The organism is Dehalobacter sp. MCB1 (genome assembly GCF_003590275.1).
Lineage (GTDB): Bacteria > Bacillota > Desulfitobacteriia > Desulfitobacteriales > Syntrophobotulaceae > Dehalobacter.
This window is the reverse complement of the sequence record NZ_LXPC01000003.1, coordinates 81,278-103,640: the sequence shown is the minus strand read 5'-3', so window position 1 is coordinate 103,640 and position 22,363 is coordinate 81,278. Positions and strand designations below refer to the sequence as shown.

At 46.6% G+C, this 22,363-nt stretch carries 26 protein-coding genes; 23 read left to right on the top strand and 3 right to left on the bottom strand.

Translation table 11 applies throughout. The features are described from left to right. Positions 1–37: 37 nt before the first annotated feature. From A7K50_RS01905 to A7K50_RS01885, 5 genes are all read left to right on the top strand, one after another. Positions 38–433 carry an ACT domain-containing protein gene (locus tag A7K50_RS01905; RefSeq protein ID WP_015043495.1) on the top strand — a complete coding sequence of 132 codons (396 nt, stop codon included), beginning with the start codon at positions 38–40 and terminating at the stop codon, positions 431–433. A 176-nt stretch (positions 434–609) separates the two neighbouring features. Further along, positions 610–1,245, top strand: a complete 636-nt coding sequence (locus A7K50_RS01900; protein WP_020492611.1) for a DUF3793 family protein — start codon at positions 610–612, stop codon at positions 1,243–1,245. Between the two features lie 43 nt (positions 1,246–1,288). Next, positions 1,289–1,843 carry a manganese catalase family protein gene (locus tag A7K50_RS01895; RefSeq protein ID WP_020492612.1) on the top strand — a complete coding sequence of 185 codons (555 nt, stop codon included), beginning with the start codon at positions 1,289–1,291 and terminating at the stop codon, positions 1,841–1,843. Positions 1,844–1,902: 59 nt separating this feature from the next. Next, on the top strand, positions 1,903–3,237 hold the full coding sequence (locus A7K50_RS01890; protein ID WP_020492613.1) for an aminotransferase class V-fold PLP-dependent enzyme: 1,335 nt from the start codon (positions 1,903–1,905) through the stop codon (positions 3,235–3,237). A 74-nt stretch (positions 3,238–3,311) separates the two neighbouring features. Continuing rightward, complete coding sequence (locus A7K50_RS01885) at positions 3,312–3,794, top strand: DsrE/DsrF/DrsH-like family protein (RefSeq protein ID WP_026156545.1); 483 nt, start codon at positions 3,312–3,314, stop codon at positions 3,792–3,794. A gap of 47 nt (positions 3,795–3,841) precedes the next feature. Here A7K50_RS01885 and A7K50_RS01880 read toward each other — a convergent pair whose 3' ends face one another. After that, positions 3,842–4,123 carry a hypothetical protein gene (locus A7K50_RS01880; protein ID WP_020492615.1) on the bottom strand — a complete coding sequence of 94 codons (282 nt, stop codon included), beginning with the start codon at positions 4,121–4,123 and terminating at the stop codon, positions 3,842–3,844. A gap of 257 nt (positions 4,124–4,380) precedes the next feature. Here A7K50_RS01880 and A7K50_RS01875 point away from each other — a divergent pair, with 257 nt between their 5' ends. From A7K50_RS01875 to A7K50_RS01860, 4 genes are all read left to right on the top strand, one after another. Continuing rightward, on the top strand, positions 4,381–4,875 hold the full coding sequence (locus A7K50_RS01875) for an NfeD family protein (protein WP_026156546.1): 495 nt from the start codon (positions 4,381–4,383) through the stop codon (positions 4,873–4,875). 14 nt (positions 4,876–4,889) lie between these two features. Further along, the gene (gene floA, locus A7K50_RS01870; protein WP_020492617.1) at positions 4,890–5,891 is read left to right on the top strand and encodes a flotillin-like protein FloA; all 1,002 of its coding nucleotides are present in this window, start codon (positions 4,890–4,892) and stop codon (positions 5,889–5,891) included. Between the two features lie 10 nt (positions 5,892–5,901). Beyond that, positions 5,902–6,528, top strand: a complete 627-nt coding sequence (locus tag A7K50_RS01865; RefSeq protein ID WP_083916798.1) for a hypothetical protein — start codon at positions 5,902–5,904, stop codon at positions 6,526–6,528. A gap of 74 nt (positions 6,529–6,602) precedes the next feature. Next, the gene (locus A7K50_RS01860; RefSeq protein ID WP_020492619.1) at positions 6,603–6,953 is read left to right on the top strand and encodes an arsenate reductase family protein; all 351 of its coding nucleotides are present in this window, start codon (positions 6,603–6,605) and stop codon (positions 6,951–6,953) included. A gap of 6 nt (positions 6,954–6,959) precedes the next feature. Here the strand turns inward: A7K50_RS01860 and hisC are convergent, their stop codons facing one another. Further along, positions 6,960–8,018: a histidinol-phosphate transaminase gene (gene hisC / locus A7K50_RS01855; RefSeq protein ID WP_026156547.1), complete on the bottom strand. Its 1,059-nt coding sequence runs from the start codon at positions 8,016–8,018 to the stop codon at positions 6,960–6,962. Between the two features lie 236 nt (positions 8,019–8,254). Here hisC and A7K50_RS01850 point away from each other — a divergent pair, with 236 nt between their 5' ends. The 13 genes from A7K50_RS01850 to ligA all read left to right on the top strand — a co-directional run bounded on the left by A7K50_RS01850 (position 8,255) and on the right by ligA (position 20,717). Beyond that, positions 8,255–8,587, top strand: a complete 333-nt coding sequence (locus A7K50_RS01850; RefSeq protein ID WP_020492621.1) for a YerC/YecD family TrpR-related protein — start codon at positions 8,255–8,257, stop codon at positions 8,585–8,587. Positions 8,588–8,589: 2 nt separating this feature from the next. Further along, the gene (gene hisZ / locus A7K50_RS01845) at positions 8,590–9,750 is read left to right on the top strand and encodes an ATP phosphoribosyltransferase regulatory subunit (RefSeq protein WP_026156548.1); all 1,161 of its coding nucleotides are present in this window, start codon (positions 8,590–8,592) and stop codon (positions 9,748–9,750) included. A gap of 77 nt (positions 9,751–9,827) precedes the next feature. After that, the gene (gene hisG / locus A7K50_RS01840) at positions 9,828–10,499 is read left to right on the top strand and encodes an ATP phosphoribosyltransferase (protein ID WP_026156549.1); all 672 of its coding nucleotides are present in this window, start codon (positions 9,828–9,830) and stop codon (positions 10,497–10,499) included. Between the two features lie 23 nt (positions 10,500–10,522). Further along, on the top strand, positions 10,523–11,809 hold the full coding sequence (hisD, locus tag A7K50_RS01835) for a histidinol dehydrogenase (protein WP_020492624.1): 1,287 nt from the start codon (positions 10,523–10,525) through the stop codon (positions 11,807–11,809). A gap of 70 nt (positions 11,810–11,879) precedes the next feature. After that, positions 11,880–12,464: an imidazoleglycerol-phosphate dehydratase HisB gene (hisB, locus tag A7K50_RS01830; protein ID WP_020492625.1), complete on the top strand. Its 585-nt coding sequence runs from the start codon at positions 11,880–11,882 to the stop codon at positions 12,462–12,464. An 89-nt stretch (positions 12,465–12,553) separates the two neighbouring features. Continuing rightward, a complete protein-coding gene (hisH, locus tag A7K50_RS01825) occupies positions 12,554–13,165 on the top strand; it encodes an imidazole glycerol phosphate synthase subunit HisH (RefSeq protein WP_026156550.1) in 612 nt (203 codons plus the stop codon). Then, the gene (gene hisA, locus A7K50_RS01820; protein WP_020492627.1) at positions 13,162–13,890 is read left to right on the top strand and encodes a 1-(5-phosphoribosyl)-5-[(5-phosphoribosylamino)methylideneamino]imidazole-4-carboxamide isomerase; all 729 of its coding nucleotides are present in this window, start codon (positions 13,162–13,164) and stop codon (positions 13,888–13,890) included. Before hisH ends, hisA begins: the two co-directional genes overlap by 4 nt. Before the next feature lie 223 nt (positions 13,891–14,113). Beyond that, positions 14,114–14,872, top strand: coding sequence for an imidazole glycerol phosphate synthase subunit HisF (hisF, locus tag A7K50_RS01815; protein WP_020492628.1), 759 nt, complete (start codon positions 14,114–14,116; stop codon positions 14,870–14,872). Between the two features lie 65 nt (positions 14,873–14,937). Continuing rightward, positions 14,938–15,618 carry a bifunctional phosphoribosyl-AMP cyclohydrolase/phosphoribosyl-ATP diphosphatase HisIE gene (hisIE, locus tag A7K50_RS01810; RefSeq protein ID WP_020492629.1) on the top strand — a complete coding sequence of 227 codons (681 nt, stop codon included), beginning with the start codon at positions 14,938–14,940 and terminating at the stop codon, positions 15,616–15,618. Between the two features lie 63 nt (positions 15,619–15,681). Further along, entirely contained in the window at positions 15,682–15,867 is a 186-nt protein-coding gene (locus tag A7K50_RS01805; RefSeq protein ID WP_083916799.1) for a hypothetical protein, read from the top strand. Further along, positions 15,864–16,181 (top strand): MazG-like family protein, encoded by a 318-nt coding sequence (locus A7K50_RS01800; protein WP_020492630.1) that lies wholly within the window; start codon positions 15,864–15,866, stop codon positions 16,179–16,181. The genes A7K50_RS01805 and A7K50_RS01800 overlap by 4 nt, the downstream gene beginning before the upstream one ends. Positions 16,182–16,330: 149 nt before the next feature. Next, entirely contained in the window at positions 16,331–18,604 is a 2,274-nt protein-coding gene (gene pcrA / locus A7K50_RS01795) for a DNA helicase PcrA (RefSeq protein ID WP_020492631.1), read from the top strand. A 112-nt stretch (positions 18,605–18,716) separates the two neighbouring features. Then, complete coding sequence (ligA, locus tag A7K50_RS01790) at positions 18,717–20,717, top strand: NAD-dependent DNA ligase LigA (protein WP_020492632.1); 2,001 nt, start codon at positions 18,717–18,719, stop codon at positions 20,715–20,717. Between the two features lie 68 nt (positions 20,718–20,785). Here ligA and A7K50_RS01785 read toward each other — a convergent pair whose 3' ends face one another. Further along, positions 20,786–21,511 (bottom strand): hypothetical protein, encoded by a 726-nt coding sequence (locus A7K50_RS01785; protein WP_020492633.1) that lies wholly within the window; start codon positions 21,509–21,511, stop codon positions 20,786–20,788. 419 nt (positions 21,512–21,930) lie between these two features. Between A7K50_RS01785 and gatC the strand changes: the two genes are divergently transcribed. Continuing rightward, on the top strand, positions 21,931–22,215 hold the full coding sequence (gatC, locus tag A7K50_RS01780; RefSeq protein WP_020492634.1) for an Asp-tRNA(Asn)/Glu-tRNA(Gln) amidotransferase subunit GatC: 285 nt from the start codon (positions 21,931–21,933) through the stop codon (positions 22,213–22,215). The last annotated feature ends 148 nt before the right edge of the window (positions 22,216–22,363 follow it).

Sequence of the window (22,363 nt, the reverse complement as noted above, 5' to 3'; positions counted from 1 at the left end):
ATTCTCCTAAATGAAAAAAATAAAGGGGGAAAAATATATGTTACAACTGTCAATTTTTTTGGAAAATGCCCAGGGCCGTCTGGCAGACGCACTGAATACTTTAGCTGACCTTCAGGTCAATATCCGCGCGCTGTCCCTTGCTGACACCAAAGATTACGGTGTACTCAGGATTATCGTGGAGAATCCGGAAGAAGTTGCGGAGAAACTCCGGGAGCGCAATTGTGTCGTCAAGATTACCCAGGTTTGGGTGCTAAAAGTTCCCGATAGTCCGGGAGGTCTGGCTGGACAACTGAACAAGCTTGTTGCCGAGGGAGTGAACGTTGAATATATGTATGGTTTTGTGGAAAAGGAAAACGAGCAGGCCCAGGTCGTTCTAAGAGTCAGAGATGCTGAAATCATGCAGGCTGCGATGGACAAACTTGCGCTCAAATGAAGAAAGAAGAAAGTAAGCGATCAAACACAGCATTAAAATAGCATTAAAATATAATAATAGGATGAAAAAAACCTGTTTCCTTATAAAAAATAAGGAAACAGGTTTTTTGTATAATCCGTTCTGGTATTTAGGAAAATAAATTTAGTACCTTTGAAAATTTGTTTTTGGAGGATGATATGCAGGACTTCATCGCGACTTACACCAGCCAAAGAAAAAAACTGGAGACCCGAAAATATCTGCTCGATAATATCACCTATCATCTTGCACCGCTACTTATCGCATCCAAACCGGCTGAGTTACTTACATTTACTACTGCCATCAAAAAAGATGTGCTGGAGACCTGGGATCAAATCAAAGATAGGCTTCATCCCTATGTGACGGTTCAGGAAATTGTCAGGAATAAAGCTTCTGTCAGCATATTATTTTATATTGCAGACAGACTGTCTTCAATACTTCAAATCCCTGAAAACCAGCATTTCTTAAGATCACTGGGCTATTTCGGGGAGATGGATCAGGATACGGCAATCCAGGCTTTAAAACAAAAATGGCTTATTGGGACTTTTCCGCACGAAATCGGACTATTTTTGGGCTTCCCACTGGATGATGTGGCAGATTTCATCTATTTTCCCGATAAAAAACCTCTGCTAATCGGTTATTGGAAGGTCTACCATTCTCCTGAGAAAGCCAGGAGAATATTCCGGGAATACAACGAGGCCAGACATGCATACATCCGATACATGCTCGACGGGAACAAAAGTGAGGACTTTTTGAAACGCATGGGCGGGAACGGGTTGAAAGGATCGTCAATATAATAAGCTAAAGAATGATTTGCCATGGCTGTCAGGAGGAATTGGGATGTTTAGTTACCAGAAACGTTTACTATATCCGGTTTATGTTGAGCAGAAAAATGAGAAGCTGGCATGGACCCTATTGGAACATATCGGCGGAAAAGACGGGGAGTTTACTGCCTTTACACGTCACATGTATCAACGCCTGCATGTGACCAATCCATATATTCGTGATCTTTTGGGCATGATTGCTTCGGAAGAGCTTGCGCATATGGAGATGATTGCAGTTGCAGTCAGAAAGCTTGGTCTTACTGATTTGCCACTTACTAATTCCAGGAAGGAGTCCTGGAATATAGAATATGTTGAGAAAAGTACGGATATTAACGAGATGCTCAAAATCAATGAAGAAGCGGAGATCAGGGCCAAGAGACTGTACCTGCGGCATCTCACGCTGACTGAGGACACTTCACTAAAGAAAATGCTCAAGTTCTTAGTCGACAGGGAAGAAGTTCATCAAAGATTGCTAAAAAAAAGCGGTGTCTTAGTGGCTCAGGAAGCGAGTAATGAGCAGTTCTCGACGCTAATTCATGAATATAAAATGAGTTTGCGCGTAATGAAGTAACAAATTCTCGCTTGGTCAATAAACTATGAGGGGATCATTATGTTATAGGGGAGAGGAAAATGAGTATTGCTATTACCAAAATGAATTACGGTAAACTTGTTGTCGGAATTGATGCGGAGGTTGAGCTCAAAAACGGTAAAAACCGCAGGGGAATCAATTTTGACAACGCAGCAACGACGCCGCCTTTTGTTTCAGTGCTCCAGGAAATCAGCAACTTTGCACCGTATTATTCGTCAATTCACAGGGGGGCCGGCTACAAGTCCAAATTGTCTTCGGAAAAATATGAAAATGCCAGGAAAACAGTGATGGATTTTGTGGGCGCAGACCACAAAAGGGATGTGGTGATCTTTGTTAAGAATGCCACAGAAGCTATCAATAAAGTGGCATTCAGATTGTCACAGGATGTGGATCCATACATAAAAAGTGTTATCCTTTCCACTTCCATGGAACATCATTCCAATGACCTTCCTTGGCGGGAAAAGTATGAGGTCGACTATATTGAGGTCGATGAATGCGGCAGGCTAATTTTTAACGATTTTATTGAAAAGCTGGAAAAATATAAAGGCCGGGTCAAGCTGGTAACTGTAGCCGGAGCTTCAAATGTAACAGGTTATGTCAATCCTGTACATCGAATTGCTGAATGGGCTCATAAATATGGTGCCAAGGTCATGGTTGACGGATCACAGCTGCTTCCACATCAGCCGTTTGATACGAAGCCTTCCGCTTCCAGCAAGCATATTGATTTTCTTGTGTTCTCCGCACATAAGATGTATGCGCCTTTTGGGACTGGCGTTCTGATTGGTCCCAAAGACTTTTTCCTGAAGGGAAGCCCTGACTATCAGGGCGGAGGAACAGTCAAAGCTGTGACCCGTGATTTGGTAATCTGGAATGATCCTCCTTCCAAAGATGAGGCTGGAACGCCCAACTTAATGGGTGTGCTGGCCTTGGCCGCAAGTATAAAAACCTTAACTGCAGTCGGGATGCGAAATGTGTACAAGCATGAAAAAAACCTGACATCCCAACTGATTCAGGGACTAAAAAAAATAGACTGTATCGACATCTATTGTGCAGAAGATCAAAGTCAGGAGCGCGTCGGGATTGTTCCGTTTAATATGAAGGGCGTTTATCATGAGAAACTGGCGGATATATTAGCCGGAGAAGCCGGCATTTCTGTCAGAAGTGGGTGTTTTTGCGCGCATCCTTACGTCCAAAAGCTCATGAAAGTCGAACCAGCCATCTTAAGCGCAGTTGCAGATCATCTACCGGAAAACAGACCCGGGATGGTCAGAGTCAGTTTTGGTTTATACAATGAACCTCACGAAGTTGGCAGGCTGCTGGAAGTATTGCAGGAAATTGCCAAAGACAGGAGACGCTATTTGAAAATGTACAGTTGAGGTAGTCAAGCCTGCATAAAGATAAGCACCATTACCGAGAATAAAAACATACATCAAGAAGGGTGGTGCTTATCATGGAAAAAGAGAAGAAGCTCAGCCTGATTTTGTTCAGCGGGGATTATGACAAAGCGATGGCTGCCTTGATCCTGGCTAATTCAGCCAGGGAGCTTAACATGAAAGTCAGTATTTTTTTCGCTTTCTGGGGTCTTTGTCTGATACGCGACCCAGAAAAAATGTCTTTGGAAGACAAAACGGTTTATGAAAAAATGATGGAACTTACTGCGCCAAGGGGTCCGGAGGACCTGCCGCTTTCCCGGATGAATATGGCTGGTATTGGAAAAGCCATGCTGAAACAAATGATGGAAGACCAGGACGCACCCGATCTTTCCGCTTTTCTGAAAGGAGCACAAAAAAAGGGGGTAAGCTTTTACATATGCAAGCTTTCCCTTGAGATCATGGGTTTTACACTTGAGGAAATGATTCCGGATGTCAAAATTATGACAGCGAAAGACTATTTGCAGGATGCCCTGGAAGCGGACATAGAGCTTTTTATCTAAACTGTTTATCAGGCTTCTTCCTTTACACTGTTTTTCTTAAAGATGTTTTATATCTTCGGTATCCGGTATTCGTTCTCTGTATTATCCGCATCAATCACAGTCATATATTCGTGCTGGTTACTGTTCGTTGTTTTATTCCATGTTCCTTGGCTGAAGGTATTTGCTTCGGGTGTGGTGGTCTTCTTCTTACCAAAAAATTTCTGATTGATGACGCTGGCGGCAATCCCAATGGCCAAGATAAGAAAAAAAAACCAGGAAGCTATTACTGCCAGACAAATCATCCCAAAAGCAAAAATGGAATATAGAAGATATTTTAATAAATCAGGCATTATTTATCACCTCTGACTATTATTATAAGCAGTAAGCTTAAGATATGATTAATGCAGATTAAACGATTGATGAACAGAATAAACCATACGCTTATTAACAAATCTCTAAGGTGAATTTAATCAATTCCGGATATTGTAAGGTTTAGGAAACAAATGTTTTGGCGAATGGAGTCATGAATCTGACTTGACAGCGTGAAGAAAGAATATCCTAGAAAGTAAAATTATGCTAAAATGAGCAAAGAAAGGGGGGTGTGGATTTGGATGTTTTTGTCGGGATTTCTCTTTCCCTGATTATTGTAGGAATCATTCTGGTTATTCTGGAAATATTCATTATTCCAGGCTTTGGCGTCTCTGGAATCATCGGGCTTTTGATGATGATCGGCGGAGTATTTTTAGTGGCTGATTCGTTCGCCGAGGGTGTCGTGTATCTTCTGATTGTACTTATTGTCTCAGGGCTGCTGATCTATATCGGATATAAAACGGGTCGGCTGAAAAAACTCTGGCGCAAGGTAGCTTTGGGGGAAAAGCAGAGAACCGAAGAAGGCTTCGTAGCACCCAAAACAGATTATATACACTATCAGGGGAAAACCGGAAAAGCCCTGACCCTGCTCCGTCCGGCAGGCACAGCGCAGATTGAAGGAGAACGGGTCGACGTCGTCACAGATGGAAGTTTCATTCCAAAAGATTCTGTGATCAAGGTCATCGCGGTTGAGGGTACAAGAATCATTGTGAGTAGGGAAGAAAATGAATAGGAGGTCATAAACATATGACAACGGCACTAGTTACAACGGTAATGCTGATTATGCTGCTTTTGATTATTCTGATGGTGCTCTTTACGTTTATTCCGGTCGGTCTTTGGATTTCGGCTTTGGCAGCCGGTGTTAATATCGGTATATTTACACTGATCGGGATGAGACTCAGGCGGGTTGCCCCGATCAGGATTGTGAACCCATTGATTAAAGCCCATAAAGCCGGTCTGGGGCTTACCCCGTCACAGCTTGAGGCCCATTACCTTGCCGGAGGTAATGTCGACAAGGTCGTTAACGCATTAATTGCTGCGGAAAGAGCCGCAATTCCCTTAAAATTCGAGAGAGCCGCGGCGATCGACCTGGCAGGACGTGATGTATTGCAGGCTGTACAAATGTCTGTCAATCCGAAAGTGATCCAAACACCCGTGGTGTCTGCGGTTGCTCAGAATGGGATTGAATTAAGAGTCATAGCAAGGGTTACCGTAAGAGCCAATATTGACCGTCTGGTCGGCGGCGCAGGCGAAGAAACGATCATCGCGCGCGTCGGTGAAGGGATTGTCACAAGTATCGGTAGTTCTGCTTCCCATGCCAATGTCCTCGAAAATCCGGACGTGATATCTCAGGCTGTATTGAATAAAGGATTGGATTCCGGAACTGCTTTTGAGATCTTGTCGATTGATATTGCGGATGTCGATGTCGGCAAAAATATTGGGGCGCAGCTGCAGACAGATCAAGCCGAAGCAGATAAGCGTATTGCCCAGGCCAAAGCGGAGGAGCGCAGAGCGATGGCGGTAGCGAGGGAACAGGAAATGAAAGCGTCCGTTCAGGAAATGAGAGCCAAAGTCGTAGACTCTGAAGCCGAAGTTCCGCTGGCATTGGCCTCAGCTTTAAAGGAAGGACGCCTTGGCGTTATGGATTATTACAATCTGCAAAACGTGATTGCGGATACCCGTATGCGGGATAATATTGCTGTCACAGCCAAAGGAGATGAACCGGAAACGACGATACCCAAGAAGTAGGTGATGGTCAGTGGATATCATAACATTTATCATTATTGCGGTTGTAATTTACAGCTTCTTTGCCAATAAAGACAAGCCTCCGCAACGCAGACCTGTTAGGCCGGAGGACAACAGGCCGTTGTCCGAACCTCTAACAGCCGAGATGGACAGGGAAACTTTTCGGACGGAAAGAAAGAAAAAAAGAAATCTCTTCGAAGATCTGGAAAGACAGCTCAGGGAATCTGTAGAAAAGGCTGAGAAAGAGCTGCAGGTTGGACCGTATGGATCAACCGTCAAGAAAAAGGCTGCTGCCTCTCCAGCTTCTGCTTCTTCAGTTCCGCGAAAAGCTAAAACCGTCCAAAAAACAGGAAATAAATGGGGAGAAGAAGGTCGATCGGACTATGACCGGTATGTTTCAAATGAGGGAACCCAGGGTACTGAAGGTATTGGCGGTGTTGAAGGAGCCGCAGACCAGGAAGGGACTTGGGGATCCGAAGGTAGTGATTATACCAACAGAAAGATCACACCGGGAGATCAAATTTCTCAAAAAAGAGCGGCCTTTGGTCTTAATTTATCATCTTCGGAAGTAATGCGTGGCGTTATCTGGGCTGAGGTCCTAAAGGAACCAAGGGCTAGGAGAGCATTTCCGCGTAGATAAATAAGACAATAATTATTGATATACAACAAAAAATAGAATGAAGAAAATCAAATCAAGAGAAATTAAGAGAGTTTATGAACATACAGATATTTGGAATCAAAAAGTGTTTTGATACAAAAAAAGCGGAACGCTGGTTTAAAGAGCGCCGCATTCGATATCAGCTCATAGATCTGGACCAAAAGGGATTAAGCAAAGGAGAACTGCAGAGTGTTAAAGCAGCGGTGGGTCTAAACAGCCTGTTTAATACCGGAGGCAAGGACTATTTGCGCTTAAATCTGGACAAAATCAGTAGTTCAATTGTCAGAGAAGAATTATTGCTGAACAATCCCGGTCTTTACCGGACACCAATCGTCCGTAACGGCAAACAGGCTACAGTAGGGTATGTCCCTGAAGTTTGGGAATTATGGGTTAGTAACGAACCATAACAAACCTTATGGGTTAATCTTGGTAAGTGCTTGGAGCAGGCTGTCCATCTCCTCGTCACTGCCGATGCTGACGCGTAGGTAATTGTCGATTTTGGGCTGGCGGAAGTACCTGACCAAAATGCCCTGCTGTCGGAGTGCGGTGAAGACCTCTTCAGCCTTGAGCACGGGGTGGGATATGAAAATGAAATTTGCTTGTGATGGAATCACTTGCCAGCCCATTTGCCTGAGTACCGGAACGATCCTTTCCCTCGTTTGCATCACTTTTTGTCTCGTGACTTGGAAGTAGGACTCATCCTTCATGGCTGCGATTGCTCCGGCCATGGATAAGCGGTCCAATGTATAGGAATTAAAGGAATTTTTGATCCGGCTCAAGCCTTCCATCAGCTCATCCTGACCCAGAGCAAAGCCAACTCTTAAGCCTGCCAGAGACCGGGACTTGGACAATGTCTGGATTACCAGCAAATTGGGGTACTTCTCAATAAGCGGAATGGCAGTTTCACCGCCGAAATCAATATAGGCCTCATCAACGATGACTACCTTATCCATATTATGGATAAGGATTTTTTCTATCATTTCGGGCGTCACATAGTTGCCGGTAGGGGCATTGGGGTTCGGAAAGATGACTCCGCCTTCCGAACCGTAGAAATCAGGCGGGTATAAAGAAAACTCTTCTCTCAGCGGGACCAGCCGGTAGTCCAGCTGAAATAAATTAGCATAGACCGGATAGAAACTATAGGTAACATCCGGGAACAGGATCGTGCGGCCCGGATCAAAAAAAGCCATAAACGCAAAAGCCAGGATTTCATCCGAACCGTTTCCAACAAATACCCACTCCTTTTTCAGGCCATAATATTCGGCTACGGCCTGGCGCAAGTCCTCACCGCCCGGATCGGGGTATAACTTCAGTTTCTCATTTGCGGCTTCTTTGATCGCTTCGAGGACCAAGGGAGAAGGCGTATAGGGACATTCGTTCGTGTTCAGCTTGATATATTTTTTGTCTTTCGGCTGTTCTCCCGGTACATACGGTTTTTGACCAGCCGCAATTTTGCTCCAGTATTTGCTCATTCGCTCACTCACTCTTTTCCATAAAAAAATAAACCGTAGATTTTCCTTCATTTCTAAGTAAAAAAATAAGACGTTGAGTAGATTATATCCCGAGTATATCGGGCCTGCAAGCCAATTCTGGATTATTCTTTTTAAACGGAGGCACAGGATTAAAGATTTTTTACAATTATACTTGACATCGGTTCAATACTTTAATAAATTAAAGTGTGAAAGAGATAACCCGGAGGTAAGTCATCATGCTGAGTGACGAAAGGATCAGGGATACCCTGACCGATTCTCTTATTGAAGCGATCCTTCTGCTCAAAACGAAAGAGGAATGTTACAGCTTCTTTGAAGATTTGGCTACGGTAGCGGAGATCAAGGCCCTCGCGCAGCGGCTGGAAGTCGCCCGTATGCTGGAGGAAGACGTGACCTATTCCAGGATTGCTGAAGTTACCGGAGCAAGCTCTGCCACCATCAGCAGGGTCAAACGTTGTTTGAACTATGGCGCTGACGGTTACAAGATGGTTCTCGAACGAATGGAGAAAAATAAAAAAAATAAGAGCTTTCAGAAAAATGAGGTGCAATAATTATGGAACGTTCATCATTAGGGCTTAAAATTCCGGAGGGGATGATCGATCTTCTGCCGGCTGAATTAGCACAGCTGGAGGAGTTGGAAGGAAAAGCAATCAGTGTATGCAAAAATTGGTCTTATCAGAAAGTTGCGACACCCGGACTCGAATATCGGGCCTGTGTCGAGCCTGACGCAGACAAGGATGACCATTTATATAAGTTCTTTGACAAAAACGGTCATACGCTCGTATTAAGACCGGAATTCACAACCCCGATTGCCAGGATGGTTGCCACAAGACAGAAAGGCGGACAATTTCCGCTGCGGTTCTGTTACAGTGGTGATGTTTACAGGAATGATTCCGCCCGTTACCGGGAATTCAGGCAGGTGGGCGTTGAACTGATCGGCTCGGACAATGACATTGCAGACGCTGAAGTTATTGCGCTGGCTGTAGAAATCATGAAGACACTCAAAATCAGAAATTTTCAACTGAACCTTGGGCACAACGGGATTTTCTCGGGACTAGCCGAAGAGATGAGGTTTGAAACCAAAGTGAGGGAGGAACTGGAAGACGGTATAGCACGTAAGGACATGGTAAAACTTGAAAAAATCGTTTCTTCCAACGACTTGCCCGAGCCGGCGAAAGAACTTCTTCTATCCCTGCCTCATCTGACCGGGAAAGAAGAAGTCCTGGATAAGCTTCAAAACTGGACGCATATTAAGCCGATCGGAAAAGCTGTGGAATCTTTACGGACCATCTATTTGTATTTAAAGGAATTCGGCGTTCAGGACTACGTATCCCTGGACCTTGGAATCTTAAGAGGATTCTCCTATTATACAGGCGCAATCTTTGAAGGTTATCTTCCGGGAATCGGCGTTCCGCTGATTGAAGGAGGACGTTATGATGGTCTCTATGCAGATTTTGGAATGGATTACGGCGCAACAGGTTTTGCGGTTAATCTCGGCCTTATGCTCGAGAAGGCTGCAGATTTTGAATTGGATAAGGCCGATGTTTTGGTTTACGGGCAATCCCCCGGAGCTGTGATCAAACGCTGCCGGGAGCTCAGAAAAAGCGGCAAAAAAGTTGAGATGGCCCTCGGATTCCTGACGGACGCCGATGCCAGAAACCTGGCTTCCAGCCGCGGAATTGCGCTGCTGGAGAAGATTGAGAGCAATAAATAAGTGTCATTTAACATCGTTAGCAATTAATTTAAAAGGCCATTGGTCTAATCATCAATCTTTGGAAGGGGCTTTGTATTGTGCCGAAAAATTATTTAACCATAGCGCTGCCAAAAGGAAAATTACTGACGGATTCAGTGGCGCTTCTGACTGAAGCGGGGCTGGACTGCAGATCGGTAGAAAATGATTCCCGTAAACTGCTGTTTGATCTTCCTGGATCAGAGGCGAGGATTATCATTTGCCGCCCGACGGATATTCCCACTTATGTAGAACAGGGAGCGGCAGATATCGGTTTCGTCGGCAAGGATACCGTAATCGAACAAAACAAAGATGTTGCTGAACTGGTTGACTTAAAATTCGGGTATTGCCGCTTTGTTGTGGCGATGCCGGAGGAAAACCTGCCGCAGAAGCTGCCTGACGGACAATATGACCTGAGCGTGCTAAACCAAAAGAGAGCTGCAACCAAGTTCCCGAGAGTTGCCCAACTGTTCTTCAATGAGCACGGTATGCAGGTTACACCGATCAAACTGCATGGCAATATTGAACTTGCTCCCCGGGTGGGTCTGGCTGAGATGATTGTGGATATTGTCTCAACCGGTAAGACCTTAAGAGAGAATAATCTGGCCGAGGTCGCCCAGATCCTTGAAGCTACGAGCAGAATGATTGCCAATCGCGTGTCCTATCGGGTAAAATACGAACGTATTCAGGGGCTTGCAGAAAAAATGAGAGTCCTTGTCCAGCAGTACGACTGATATTGCCAAAGGAGGTTTAGACGATGAAGACTGTACAAAAAATTGAGGATATTGACCTGAAAACGCTTATTAATAAATCCTACGGCAATGACCGTGACTTGGAAGAAAAAGTGGCAGGAATCCTGCAAAAGGTGCGTGAACAGGGTGATGAAGCCATTTATGACTTGACTGCCGCGTTTGACGGGGTTGACCTGAAGGCCTCGGGACTTCGGGTCACCGACCAGGAGATATGGGAAGCTTATAAAAAAGTAGATGATGAGTACCTGGAAGCAATCAGTCAGGCGATCAACAACATTAGAACCTACCACGAAAAGCAAAAAAGGGTTTCCTGGTTTGATACTGCCGAAGACGGCAGTATCCTTGGCCAAGTCATTCGCCCTTTGCAGCGGGTCGGGGTCTATGTTCCGGGGGGAACAGCAGCTTATCCATCTTCCGTTCTGATGAATGCGCTTCCGGCAGCCGTGGCTGGAGTCGAGGAGATCGTCATGGTTTCTCCGCCGCTGAAAGATGGAAGCCTTTTGCCGGAGGTACTGGTCGCTGCCGCGGAGTGCGGTGTCAAAGAGATCTATAAGGTCGGAGGCGCCCAGGCGGTCGCTGCTCTTGCTTTCGGCACAGCATCGATTGCCCCTGTGGATAAGATTACAGGGCCCGGCAATATTTTTGTAACCCTTGCTAAGAAAATGGTCTATGGAACCGTAGATATCGATATGCTGGCCGGACCGAGCGAGATCCTTATCCTTGCGGATGAAAGCGCTGTCCCGGAGGAGCTGGCGGCAGACCTGCTTTCGCAGGCTGAACATGACAGGCTTGCCTCAGCAATTCTCGTTTCACCGTGTTCCGATTTGCTGGAAAAGACGGTGCTTGAGGTGGAGCGCCAGCTTGAAGCACTGCCGCGGGCTGAAATTGCCAGGGATTCCTGGGATACTTACGGGGCTGCAATTCTGGTCAGGGATATTCAGGAAGGGATAAACCTTGTCAACCGCATTGCCCCCGAACACTTTGAACTCGCTGTGCAGGAACCGTTCGCCTGGCTGGGCAAGGTGAAAAATGCCGGGGCGGTGTTCCTGGGGAGATATACACCGGAACCGGTCGGTGATTATTTTGCGGGACCAAACCATATCCTGCCGACCGGGGGAACCGCCCGCTTTTACTCTGTCCTTGGCGTCGACACCTTTGTTAAAAGAATAAGTGTAATCAACTATTCCGAAGAAGCTTTGCAAAGGGATACCGCCCAGATTGCATACCTTGCCCGCAAAGAAGGGCTGGAAGCACATGCCAGGGCTGTAGAGGTCAGACAGAAGAAGCTTTGAAATCGTGATAGCGGAAGAACAGTAAATTCATGTATAATATAAAAATAAGGTTAATAAGGGGGCCTATAGAGTGAGGAGTGCCAATCTAAGCAGAACAACCCTGGAGACGGAAATAACACTGGCGCTGGCCATTGACGGCAGCGGTAGAGTAAGCGTAGATACCGGGATCGGTTTTTTTGACCACATGCTTGATGCCTTTTGCCGGTTTGCCCATTTTGATCTGGAGATTGAAGCCGGGGGGGACCTGAAAGTTGACCAGCACCATTTGGTGGAAGACTGCGGGATCGTTCTTGGACAGGCGATGAAAGAAGCGCTTGGGGACAAGTCCGGAATTGAGAGGGTCGGGGACTGCCTGTTTCCGATGGATGAAGCCCTGGTTCAGGTTGCTGCAGATATTTCCAACCGCGGGTTCTTGGTCTGGAAAGTAGATTGCCCGGAAGGGATGGTCGGTGATTTCCCTGTAGAGATGGCGGAAGAATTTTTTCGGGCCCTGGCGACGAATGCCGGCATCACGCTGCATATAGGCATGCTGGACGGAAAAAACAGGCACCACATTCTCGAGGCTGTATTCAAAGCCGCGGGCAGGGCCCTTGGACTTGCTGTAAGGAAAAGCAGTCTTGTTGACGGTGTGCCCTCTACCAAAGGGAGCTTATAGAATAGACCTATTATTCTATTCTAATTGTATGGTTGACAAGGTACTAACTGATAAAATAGTCCGTGTAATTACTGGAGGACATCATTAGAATGATAGGCATAGTAGACTATGGACGCGGAAATCTACGAAGTGTGGAAAAGGCGTTTGAAAAACTTGGATTTTTAGCGGAGATCATAGAATCTCCGGAGAAGCTGACCGGTACGGACGGAGTTATTCTTCCTGGAGTCGGCGCTTTCGCTGATGCCATGGATGAGCTCGCCAAAGGCGGCTGGCTTGACCCTTTAAAACAATATGTACAAAGCGGCAAACCTTTTCTGGGCATTTGCCTCGGCATGCAGCTGCTTTTTGAGGTTGGTGAGGAGCATGGAGAACATAGCGGTCTTGGTTTTCTGAAAGGCCGGGTGGTCAAATTCCCGCCGGGCTTGAAGATTCCGCATATGGGATGGAATAAGCTAAATGTTATCAGACAGAACATGCTTTGTAATGATATTCCGAACCATTCTTATTTCTATTTTGTCCACTCTTATTTTGCTCAGCCGGCCGATCAGGACTACATTGCCGGGACCAGCGATTATGGACTGGAGTTTCCTGCCCTGGTCGGCAAAGACAATGTCTGGGGTGCACAGTTCCACCCGGAGAAGTCCAGCCCCTGGGGTCTGGTCATGCTCGATAATTTTGGGAAATGGGTGAAAAATCAATGATCATATATCCGGCGATTGATTTAAAAGACGGCAAAGTTGTCCGTCTCCTGCAGGGTAGAATGGAGGATGCAACCGTATACTCCGATGACCCTGCAGGGGTGGCGGCCGATTTCATGGACAGAGGGTCAAAGGTTCTGCATATCGTCGACCTGAACGGGGCATTTTCCGGAAAGCCCGTAAACGATGAAGCCATTCGGGATATTGTAAAGAATGTTTCGTTGAAGATTCAGGTGGGCGGTGGTATCCGGACACTGGCCAGGATCGAGGAACTGCTGGATTTAGGTGTATCAAGGGTCATACTCGGGACGGTCGCGGTAAGGGATCCGGAGCTTGTGACAGAGGCTGTTCGCAGGTATGGCGATCAGATTATTGTCGGGATCGATGCCAAAGACGGCATGGTCGCGGTTCAGGGATGGGCGGAAAGCACCGGCCTCAAAGCTGAGGATCTCGGTAAAGCGATGAAGCAAGTCGGCGTTTCCCGGATTGTCTTCACCGACATTTCCAGGGACGGAATGCTTGGCGGTCCGAACATTGCCAGCACGGTCAGGATGGCCGAGACGACCGGACTTAAGGTGATTGCATCCGGCGGTATTTCCGCGTTGGACGATCTGGATAAACTGAAGGCGGAGGCTGACCGTGGAATAGCGATTGAAGGTGCTATTGTCGGAAAGGCTATCTATTCAGGCGCTTTCACGCTGGAAGAGGCACTGCGGGTGATCGCCTAGAATATAATTTCTATTTAACTTTTACTTATATCTCATAGATTAAGTCGCGTAATGGACAGCCAGCGCCAAGTGGAGCAAGGCGACGGTACAGGAAGTACATAGGGTCGAATACGTCACGGATAACATGGTATTCGACAAGAAGCACGGAATTTTGTGTCAAGACACAACGACCGAAAGCGGCCCTCCATTACGGTGACCTACCCAAGCAAAAGGAGCAAAATAAATGCTTGCCAAACGAATTATACCTTGCCTCGATGTGCATGATGGCCGGGTAGTTAAAGGAACGAATTTTATTCACCTGCGGGATGCGGGAGACCCTGTGGAACTTGCTTCGCTGTACGATCGCGAGGGTGCCGATGAACTTGTATTTTTGGATATTTCAGCTTCTGCCGAAGGCCGTGAAACCATGGTCGATGTCGTCCGAAGGACTGCTGAGAAAGTGTTTATTCCCTTTACCATCGGCGGGGGCTTAAGAACGATTGAGGATATCCGGAGAATGCTGCGTGCCGGAGCAGATAAAGTCTCCTTAAATACGGCTGCTGTTCAAAATCCGGAATTGATCGAACAAGGGGCTCTCACATTCGGCAGCCAGTGCATTGTTGTCGCAATCGATGCCCGCAAAGTCGGAGAGGGCCGTTGGGAAGTGTATACGCACGGAGGCCGTAAACCGACCGGGACAGATGTACTGGAATGGGCCCGGAAAGTTGAAGAACTTGGGGCAGGTGAAATCCTGCTGACTTCGATGGATCGTGACGGAACCAAAGAGGGCTATGATAACGAACTGAACCGGTTGGTAAGCAGGGCTGTGACCATTCCATTAATTGCGAGCGGAGGAGTCGGAAACCTGAAACATATGGCGGAAGGTCTGACGGAGGGGGAAGCGGATGCTGTCTTAGCCGCGTCGATTTTTCATTACAGGGAGTACAGCATCAAAGAGACAAAAGATTATCTGGCCGGAAAAGGCATACCCGTTCGAAGATAATCTTAAGAAATTGATAATCGCAGGAAAAAAAGCAAATTGGGATATTAAAAAAGGAGTCAACCAAGATGAACAGTAGATTTGAGTCAGGGTGTATCGATATTTCCAAAACCGTACAGGCTGTGAAGTGGGATGAAAAAGGTCTTGCTCCGGCCATTGCCCAGGATGCCGAAAGTGGAGAAGTGCTAATGCTCGCCTACATGAATCAGGAAGCACTGAAAAAAACGCTGACTGAAGGCAAAGCGTGTTATTTCAGCCGCAGCAGAAACCAGCTCTGGGTCAAGGGAGAAACTTCAGGTCATTACCAGGAAATCGTCGATATCCGGTTTGACTGTGACCGCGATACGATTCTTCTGAAAGTCAAACAAACTGGAATGGCCTGCCATGAAAACTATTACTCCTGTTTTCACTACCTGCCAGGATCTGAAACGTGCTGCGGCCAACCGAATACCAAACCTACTGTCTCTCTGGGTAGAACTTTGGAAATGCTCGCCGAAGTCATCAAGCAGAGAAATATCGAGAGGCCGGAAGGTGCCTATACGACCTATCTCTTTGCCAAAGGGATCGACAAAATCTTGAAAAAAATCGGTGAGGAATGTGCGGAAGTCATCATTGCCGCTAAAAACAATTCACTCAGTGAGATCCGCTATGAAGCTTCCGATCTGCTGTACCACCTGCTTGTCATGCTGGAAGACAGAAACGTACCTTTATCTGAGATTGCCGAAGAGCTCAATTCAAGAAGAAAATAAATTTATATTTCACAAGGATGCTTAGAATACTGGGTATTATCCTGTTGATGGGGGATGAGTTAAATGGATCATCAATATTGTCCAAGATGTCAACTCTTGCAGCCAATGGCATTGACTGAAACAGTAAGAGAAGAAAAAAACGGGGACCGTACAGTGAAGATCAAAACCATCAGCTATTCTTGCACAGCCTGCAATACATTTGTTCAAAGTGAAGATGTCGTAATGCCTGCTAAGGGAGAAAAAGCATGAACGAAAAAGTAATGAAGACCATCACATTGCCGCGTTTGAACAGGCTGAGCCCTTCCCTCGAAAGTACTGCGTTAAAGATCATGGAAGAATCTGGAGAACTTGCTCAGGCGATCGGAAAATTCCGTGGCTTAAACGGAGAGGCGCTGCGGGTGGAAGAGGCAGAAGCGATGCAGATGGTCGCCAAGGAGCTGATGGATGTTGCTCAGACTGCGGTCACCATGATGTTCGTTCTGGAAGAGCATTACGGGATTGATCTCAATGAGGTTCTGACATCGCATCTCAGCAAATTGAAAAATAAAGGATATTGCGATTAATCTCTTATAATTAATCTAATTATTTTTCTCGAACACCCGTTCTCCTTTTACTTCTTATGTGGTAAAATAAGGATAATGTTTTTGTGTTGGCCATAAACGTTTATATTTGAAGATTTTAATTTGGAAATGACAGAAAGGTGATCTTATCAATGTATTATCTTAAGGACCTGAACCCTGTCCAACGGGAAGCAGTTGAAAGCGGAGAGGGTCCTCTTCTTATTTTAGCCGGGGCCGGTTCAGGCAAGACAAGAGTATTGACTTACAGGATCGCTCATCTGGTAGCCAAAGGCGTTAATCCCTGGAACATTCTTGCGATCACGTTTACGAATAAGGCTGCTAAAGAGATGAGAGACCGTGTTCTTGCGCTGGTAGGCAGTGAGGGCGAGGGACTCTGGGTAGCGACCTTTCATTCTACCTGCGTGCGGATCTTAAGGCGGGAAATCAATATCCTGCCGGAATATTCCCGGAGCTTTGTGATCTATGATTCCGGGGATCAGCTGACAGTACTCAAGGAGTGTCTCAAAGAACTAAATCTTGATGATAAGAAGTTTGCGCCGCGGGCTGTTTTGGCGACGATCAGTGATGCTAAAAACAAGCTTTTAGGGCCTGATGCTTTTGCTGCGGAGGCCAGAGATTTCTTTACCGAAAAAGCGGCTGAGGCCTACCGCCTATACCAGAGAAAGCTTTCCGGCAATAATGCCCTGGATTTTGATGACATCATCATGCTGACAGTGAAAATATTCAGGGAAAACCCGAATGTCCTAAGCTACTATCAGGAGAAATTCCGCTACATCCTCGTCGATGAGTACCAGGATACCAATCATGCCCAGTATATTCTGATCAAGCAGCTGGCCGCGTGCTACCGTAACCTTTGCGTCGTCGGGGACGACGATCAGTCCGTCTACGGCTGGAGAGGTGCCGATATCCAAAATATCCTGGATTTTGAAAGAGACTACCCGGAAGCCAAAGTATTGAAGCTGGAGCAGAATTACCGTTCGACTCAGAAGATACTGCGGGCTGCTAACGAAGTCGTCAGTAATAATGATAACCGCAAAGGGAAATCCCTCTGGACAGAAAATACAGAAGGAGAGGAAATTGTTCTCTTTAAAGCAACAGATGAGCATGACGAAGCCCGCTTTGTGACCGGAAAAATTCGTGATCTGGCTGATACAGAAGGCAGACCGTATAACGATTTTGCGATACTGTACCGTACGAATGCCCAGTCCAGGGTGCTGGAAGAACACCTCATGAAGGAAAGCATACCCTACAGGATATATTCCGGGGTTAAGTTCTATGAACGGCTCGAAATCAAGGATATCCTGGCTTATTTGCGGCTGCTGAACAATCCGGCCGACCGCGTCAGTTTTGCCAGGGTCATTAATGTGCCCAAAAGAGGTATTGGAAAAAGCAGTCTGGATAAAATACTGGAGTACGCTGAGGAACAGGGCCTGCCGATTTTGGATGCGCTGACTGAGGCAGCGTATATTCCCGGTCTCCAGACCAAAGGCGTCGGCACACTTACGAACTTCTATGAACTGATGATGTCTTTAAGGCAGGAAGCTCAAAAGGGTGTGCCACTGACTCAGCTGACGGAGAAGATCATAAGAGATACAGGATACATGGCCTCACTTAGAGCGGAGAATACCGTGGAGGCTGAAGCTCGGATAGAGAACCTCAATGAATTTTTATCCGTAACAGCCGAGTACGATAATAACCTTCAAGATTACCTCGAAGATCCTGATCTGGAGGCTGACCAGAATATGCTTATTCTGGGAGGATTCCTAGAACAGGTTTCGCTGGTCGCGGAAATCGACAGTTTTGATGAAGAGGAAGATGCCGTGAAGCTGATGACCATGCACAGTGCCAAAGGATTGGAATTCCCGGTCGTGTTTGCGGTCGGAATGGAAGACGGGATTTTCCCAAGTAGCAGAAGCCTTTTGGAGACGTATCTGCTCGAAGAGGAACGTCGGCTGTGTTATGTCACGATTACTCGGGCCAGAGAAAAGCTATTCCTGAGTACGACCGAACAAAGGATGATCTATGGTCATATCCAGAGCAGTGTACCTTCCCGTTTCCTGAAAGAGATCCCCGAAGAACTTTTGAAAGAGGAAATATCCCGTCGGGAGATTCTTGGGAGAGGATTCGGGTCTTCTTCCCAAACCAGGAACTATGCTGGTGGTGATACTGCTTACGCTTCAGGCAATTCCTTTACCGGATGTAAAAGCTGGAAGGACAGTGGATCGTCTGTTGTAAGCTCTGATCCCGGAAGCTTTCTGGTCGGTGACAAAGTCGAGCATCCCAAATTCGGCCACGGTATTGTAATGTCCGTAAAAGGTGAAGGGAACAGTGCTGAAATCACGGTTGTTTTCAGCGGTGTAGTTAAAAAACTGATTGCTGAGTATGCCCGGCTGTCTAAGATATAGTAGATTTTTCGATGCAAAATTAAAAGATTCGATAAGCCTTGGGTTAACCTTTCGGTGAAAGGCGAATAAGCCTACACAGGGAAAATACGAGATTAAGGTAAGGGGTTTCGGTATGAATCAAAATAACCGTTTGCTTGAACTCAAAAATATGATCGAAAAGGCCAATTATCATTATTACGGCCTGGATGATCCGATTCTTACGGATGCTGAGTATGACCTTTACTTAAAGGAACTCATCGAGATCGAACATCAACACCCGGACTGGGTCACGCTTGATTCTCCTTCCCAGCGGGTCGGAGGGGTTGTCGCATCCCAGTTTCCGAAGGTCCGGCACCCAGAAACGATGCTGAGTCTCGATAACGCTTTCAATGCCGAGGAATTAATGGACTTTGACCGTCGGGTGCGCGGTGTGGCACCCGATGCGGAATATGTCGTAGAATTGAAGATCGACGGGCTGACGGTAGCCTTAACTTACCACGAAGGTATTTTGCAGCGGGGGGCAACCCGCGGGGACGGTGAAGTCGGGGAAGAGATCACAGCAAATGTCCGGACCATTAGAGCGGTGCCGCTTCGGCTATACAACACAGATGGCGGGAAATTCGAAGGTTCTGTGGATATCCGCGGCGAAGGATATATGCCGAAGGACTCCTTCCTCCAGCTGAATACGGAGCGGGAAGAAGAGGGACTTTCCCTGTTTGCGAACCCGAGAAATGCGGCAGCCGGTTCCCTGCGTCAGCAGGATTCCAGGATCACGGCGCAGCGGAAACTGGGGTATTTTGCGTATCAGCTGATTCAGGCCGAACAGATGGGAATCAGTACCCAGACTGGAGTGTTGGAAGCCTTAAGCAGACTCGGATTTAATGTTAATCCAAACTATCAGCTGTTTTCAACCATCGAGCAAGTGATTGCGTACTGCAGCCGGATGACGGACGAACGGCACGGTTTCCATTATGAGATTGATGGACTGGTCATCAAGGTGAACAGCTTTTCTCAGCAGCGAGAGCTCGGCTATACGGCCAAAAGTCCGCGCTGGGCGATTGCTTATAAGTTCCCGGCCGAACAGGTCGAGACCCAGGTGAAGGATATTGAGATCAATGTGGGCCGGACAGGAGTGCTCACCCCGACTGCGGTTCTTAAGGACGTATTTGTGGCCGGTTCTACCGTGGGGAGGGCCACGCTGCATAATCTGGACAATATCCGGGATAAGGACATCCGGGTCGGCGATTACGTATTAATTCATAAGGCTGGAGATGTGATTCCTGAAATCATCAAATCGCTGCCAGAGAAACGTACCGGTCAGGAAATGGTGTTTGCAATGCCTGCTAACTGCCCGTCCTGTGGCAGTCCAGTTTACCGGCTGGAAGGAGAGGCTGCCCATCGCTGCCAGAATATCTCCTGCCCGTCGCGCCAGAGAGAAGCCCTGATCCATTTTGTGTCCAGGGATGCGATGAATATTGAAGGTCTCGGCCCCGCTGTGGTCAGCCAGCTGCTGGATGCCGGGCTTGTCAAAGACGCCTCCGATTTATATTATCTTCAGTACGAAGACCTTGTTCAATTAGATCGGATGGCTGATAAATCGGCCCGCAACCTGCTTGCTTCGATCGAAAAAAGCACAGAACGCGGCCTGGCTTCATTGATTTTTGCGATGGGCATCCGGCATGTCGGGGTCAAAGTCGGCAAGATCCTGGCCGCAAGGTACCGCAGCATGGAAGCTCTGGAAAATGCGACCGAGGAAGAACTCCGGGAAATCGGCGATATCGGCGGCATCATGGCCAAAAGTATTGTGAGTTTCTTCAGCGCCCCTGCAAATCACGAATTTCTGAATCGGCTGAAGGCGGCTGGTGTCACCATGACCGCAGCAAATATGTCTGTTTCGCAAATCCTTGCCGGGAAGAGTATTGTGGTGACTGGCGCACTTCGATCGTGGGAACGGCGCGAGATCGAGGACCTGATTGAACATCTCGGTGGTAAGGCTTCATCAAGTGTAAGCAAAAAAACATCCCTGGTTCTCGTCGGTGAGAACCCCGGTTCAAAGTATCATAAAGCCAGGGAACTTGGAATCCCAGTCTATACTGAAGATGAATTCAAGGCGCTGATTAATACCGAAGAATAAATGCCAAAAACGGTATAGAAAAAAACAGCTGCCAACACATAGTCAGCAGCTGTTTAAGCTGGCAATTATTACGGCTTCACAATAGGTTTAGGATCCAAAGCGAGGTACTCTTCCGTAATTGGGATGTAGTAAAAGCCGTCTTTGATGTTACTACTGATTCCAGCTATAATTTCCGGCAGATTATCGCACTTGATGTCCAGAAGGTTCAGGAGCTTATTGGACCAGCCCTCAGGCAGGGGATTAAGCATAATCAGATTGATGTGCTGGAACAGGGATTTGATTTCTGAGGATATTTTGTTCAGGGATCCGATGGCAGCCCATATTTCGATAAGTGAGCCATCTTCTTCCTTGCGGTTGGCTGTAATATAATCGAGTCGGCCGAGCTGCTCAGCAAACTCAGGAATATTCCAGTACTTGGACGGAAGATCGATGAAAATCCGGACTCGGTTTGTTATGTTTTTTTCGTGGATTGACCAGGTAGCAAGGCATTCCAGAAAAGTGATGATTCGGGGTGCGTAGTCGCAGGCACAGTAGTATATACCTGGTTTTGTAGGTTCGGTGACCCAGGAAATATCGGTTTCATAAGGATCGATCGTGTGGACAGGATTATTGGGAGGATTGTACCAAATACGTTTTTCTGAATCTGTCAGGACGATGTTGATGGAATGATCCTCAACAAAGTCTTTTCCCTGGAGTATGGACCAAATGAGGCGGGTCTTTCCGGAACCCGCTTCTCCGAGAATAAGGTGGCTTCCCGGAAGGAACTTTTGAAAAGGTCTGACATTCTGCTCCATTGGCATTACTTCCTTTCTGATTCAGTTGTATATTTTGAAATAGTGATTATCTTCTCCTTAAGCATCATTATCGCTACTTTTTCTTAAAGAAAAATGAGAGCGTTTCGGCGTTTTGCAACGTATTGAATTACATAGTTCTACGTCAAGTGTCAATCACCTTTTAATTTTTTCAGGCGGCCAAAACTTTTTCTCTGTCATATTTCTAATCATCTATTTTATACTCTACCTACTCGTTATCTTATGTTTCAGTTTGTTATTTTTTTTTATTATTTCTACTCATCGTAGTTTATACCGATTAGCCAGAGTTTCTTATATCTAACTTGGATTTGCTTGCTTTTCCGGCTTTTCCTTGCCCCATAAGTTTATTTTTGTTATATTTATTTATATGTCCATATTGAGAAAGGCGGCGTTATTGAGTTATGAAGCTATCCAGAGAAGAAGTGGAACACGTTGCTCTTCTGGCCAGGCTGCAGCTTTCAGAAGAGGAAGTGGAATTATATACGGAGCAGCTGAATTCAATCCTCGGGTATGCCGAAATGCTCCAAAAGCTTGAAACGGATCAGGTTTTTCCGACCGCCCATGCTGTGCAGCTTTTTAATGTTTTGCGGGAAGATGAAGTCAAACCTTCAATGAGCCGGGATAAAATCTTAAAGAATGCACCTGACGAAGACGACGGGTTCTTTCGGGTTCCGAAAATCGTCTAGTATAGAACAGAGACTAACCGGATTTAAAGTAGCTTTGTTGATAACGGGATCTACAAACTTGATCAGTAATTGATCAACAAGCCGGTTGCTTCTGACAAACGATAATTGAATGTTTCTCTGATGTCCCGGATTCGGAAAGGAGTACCAG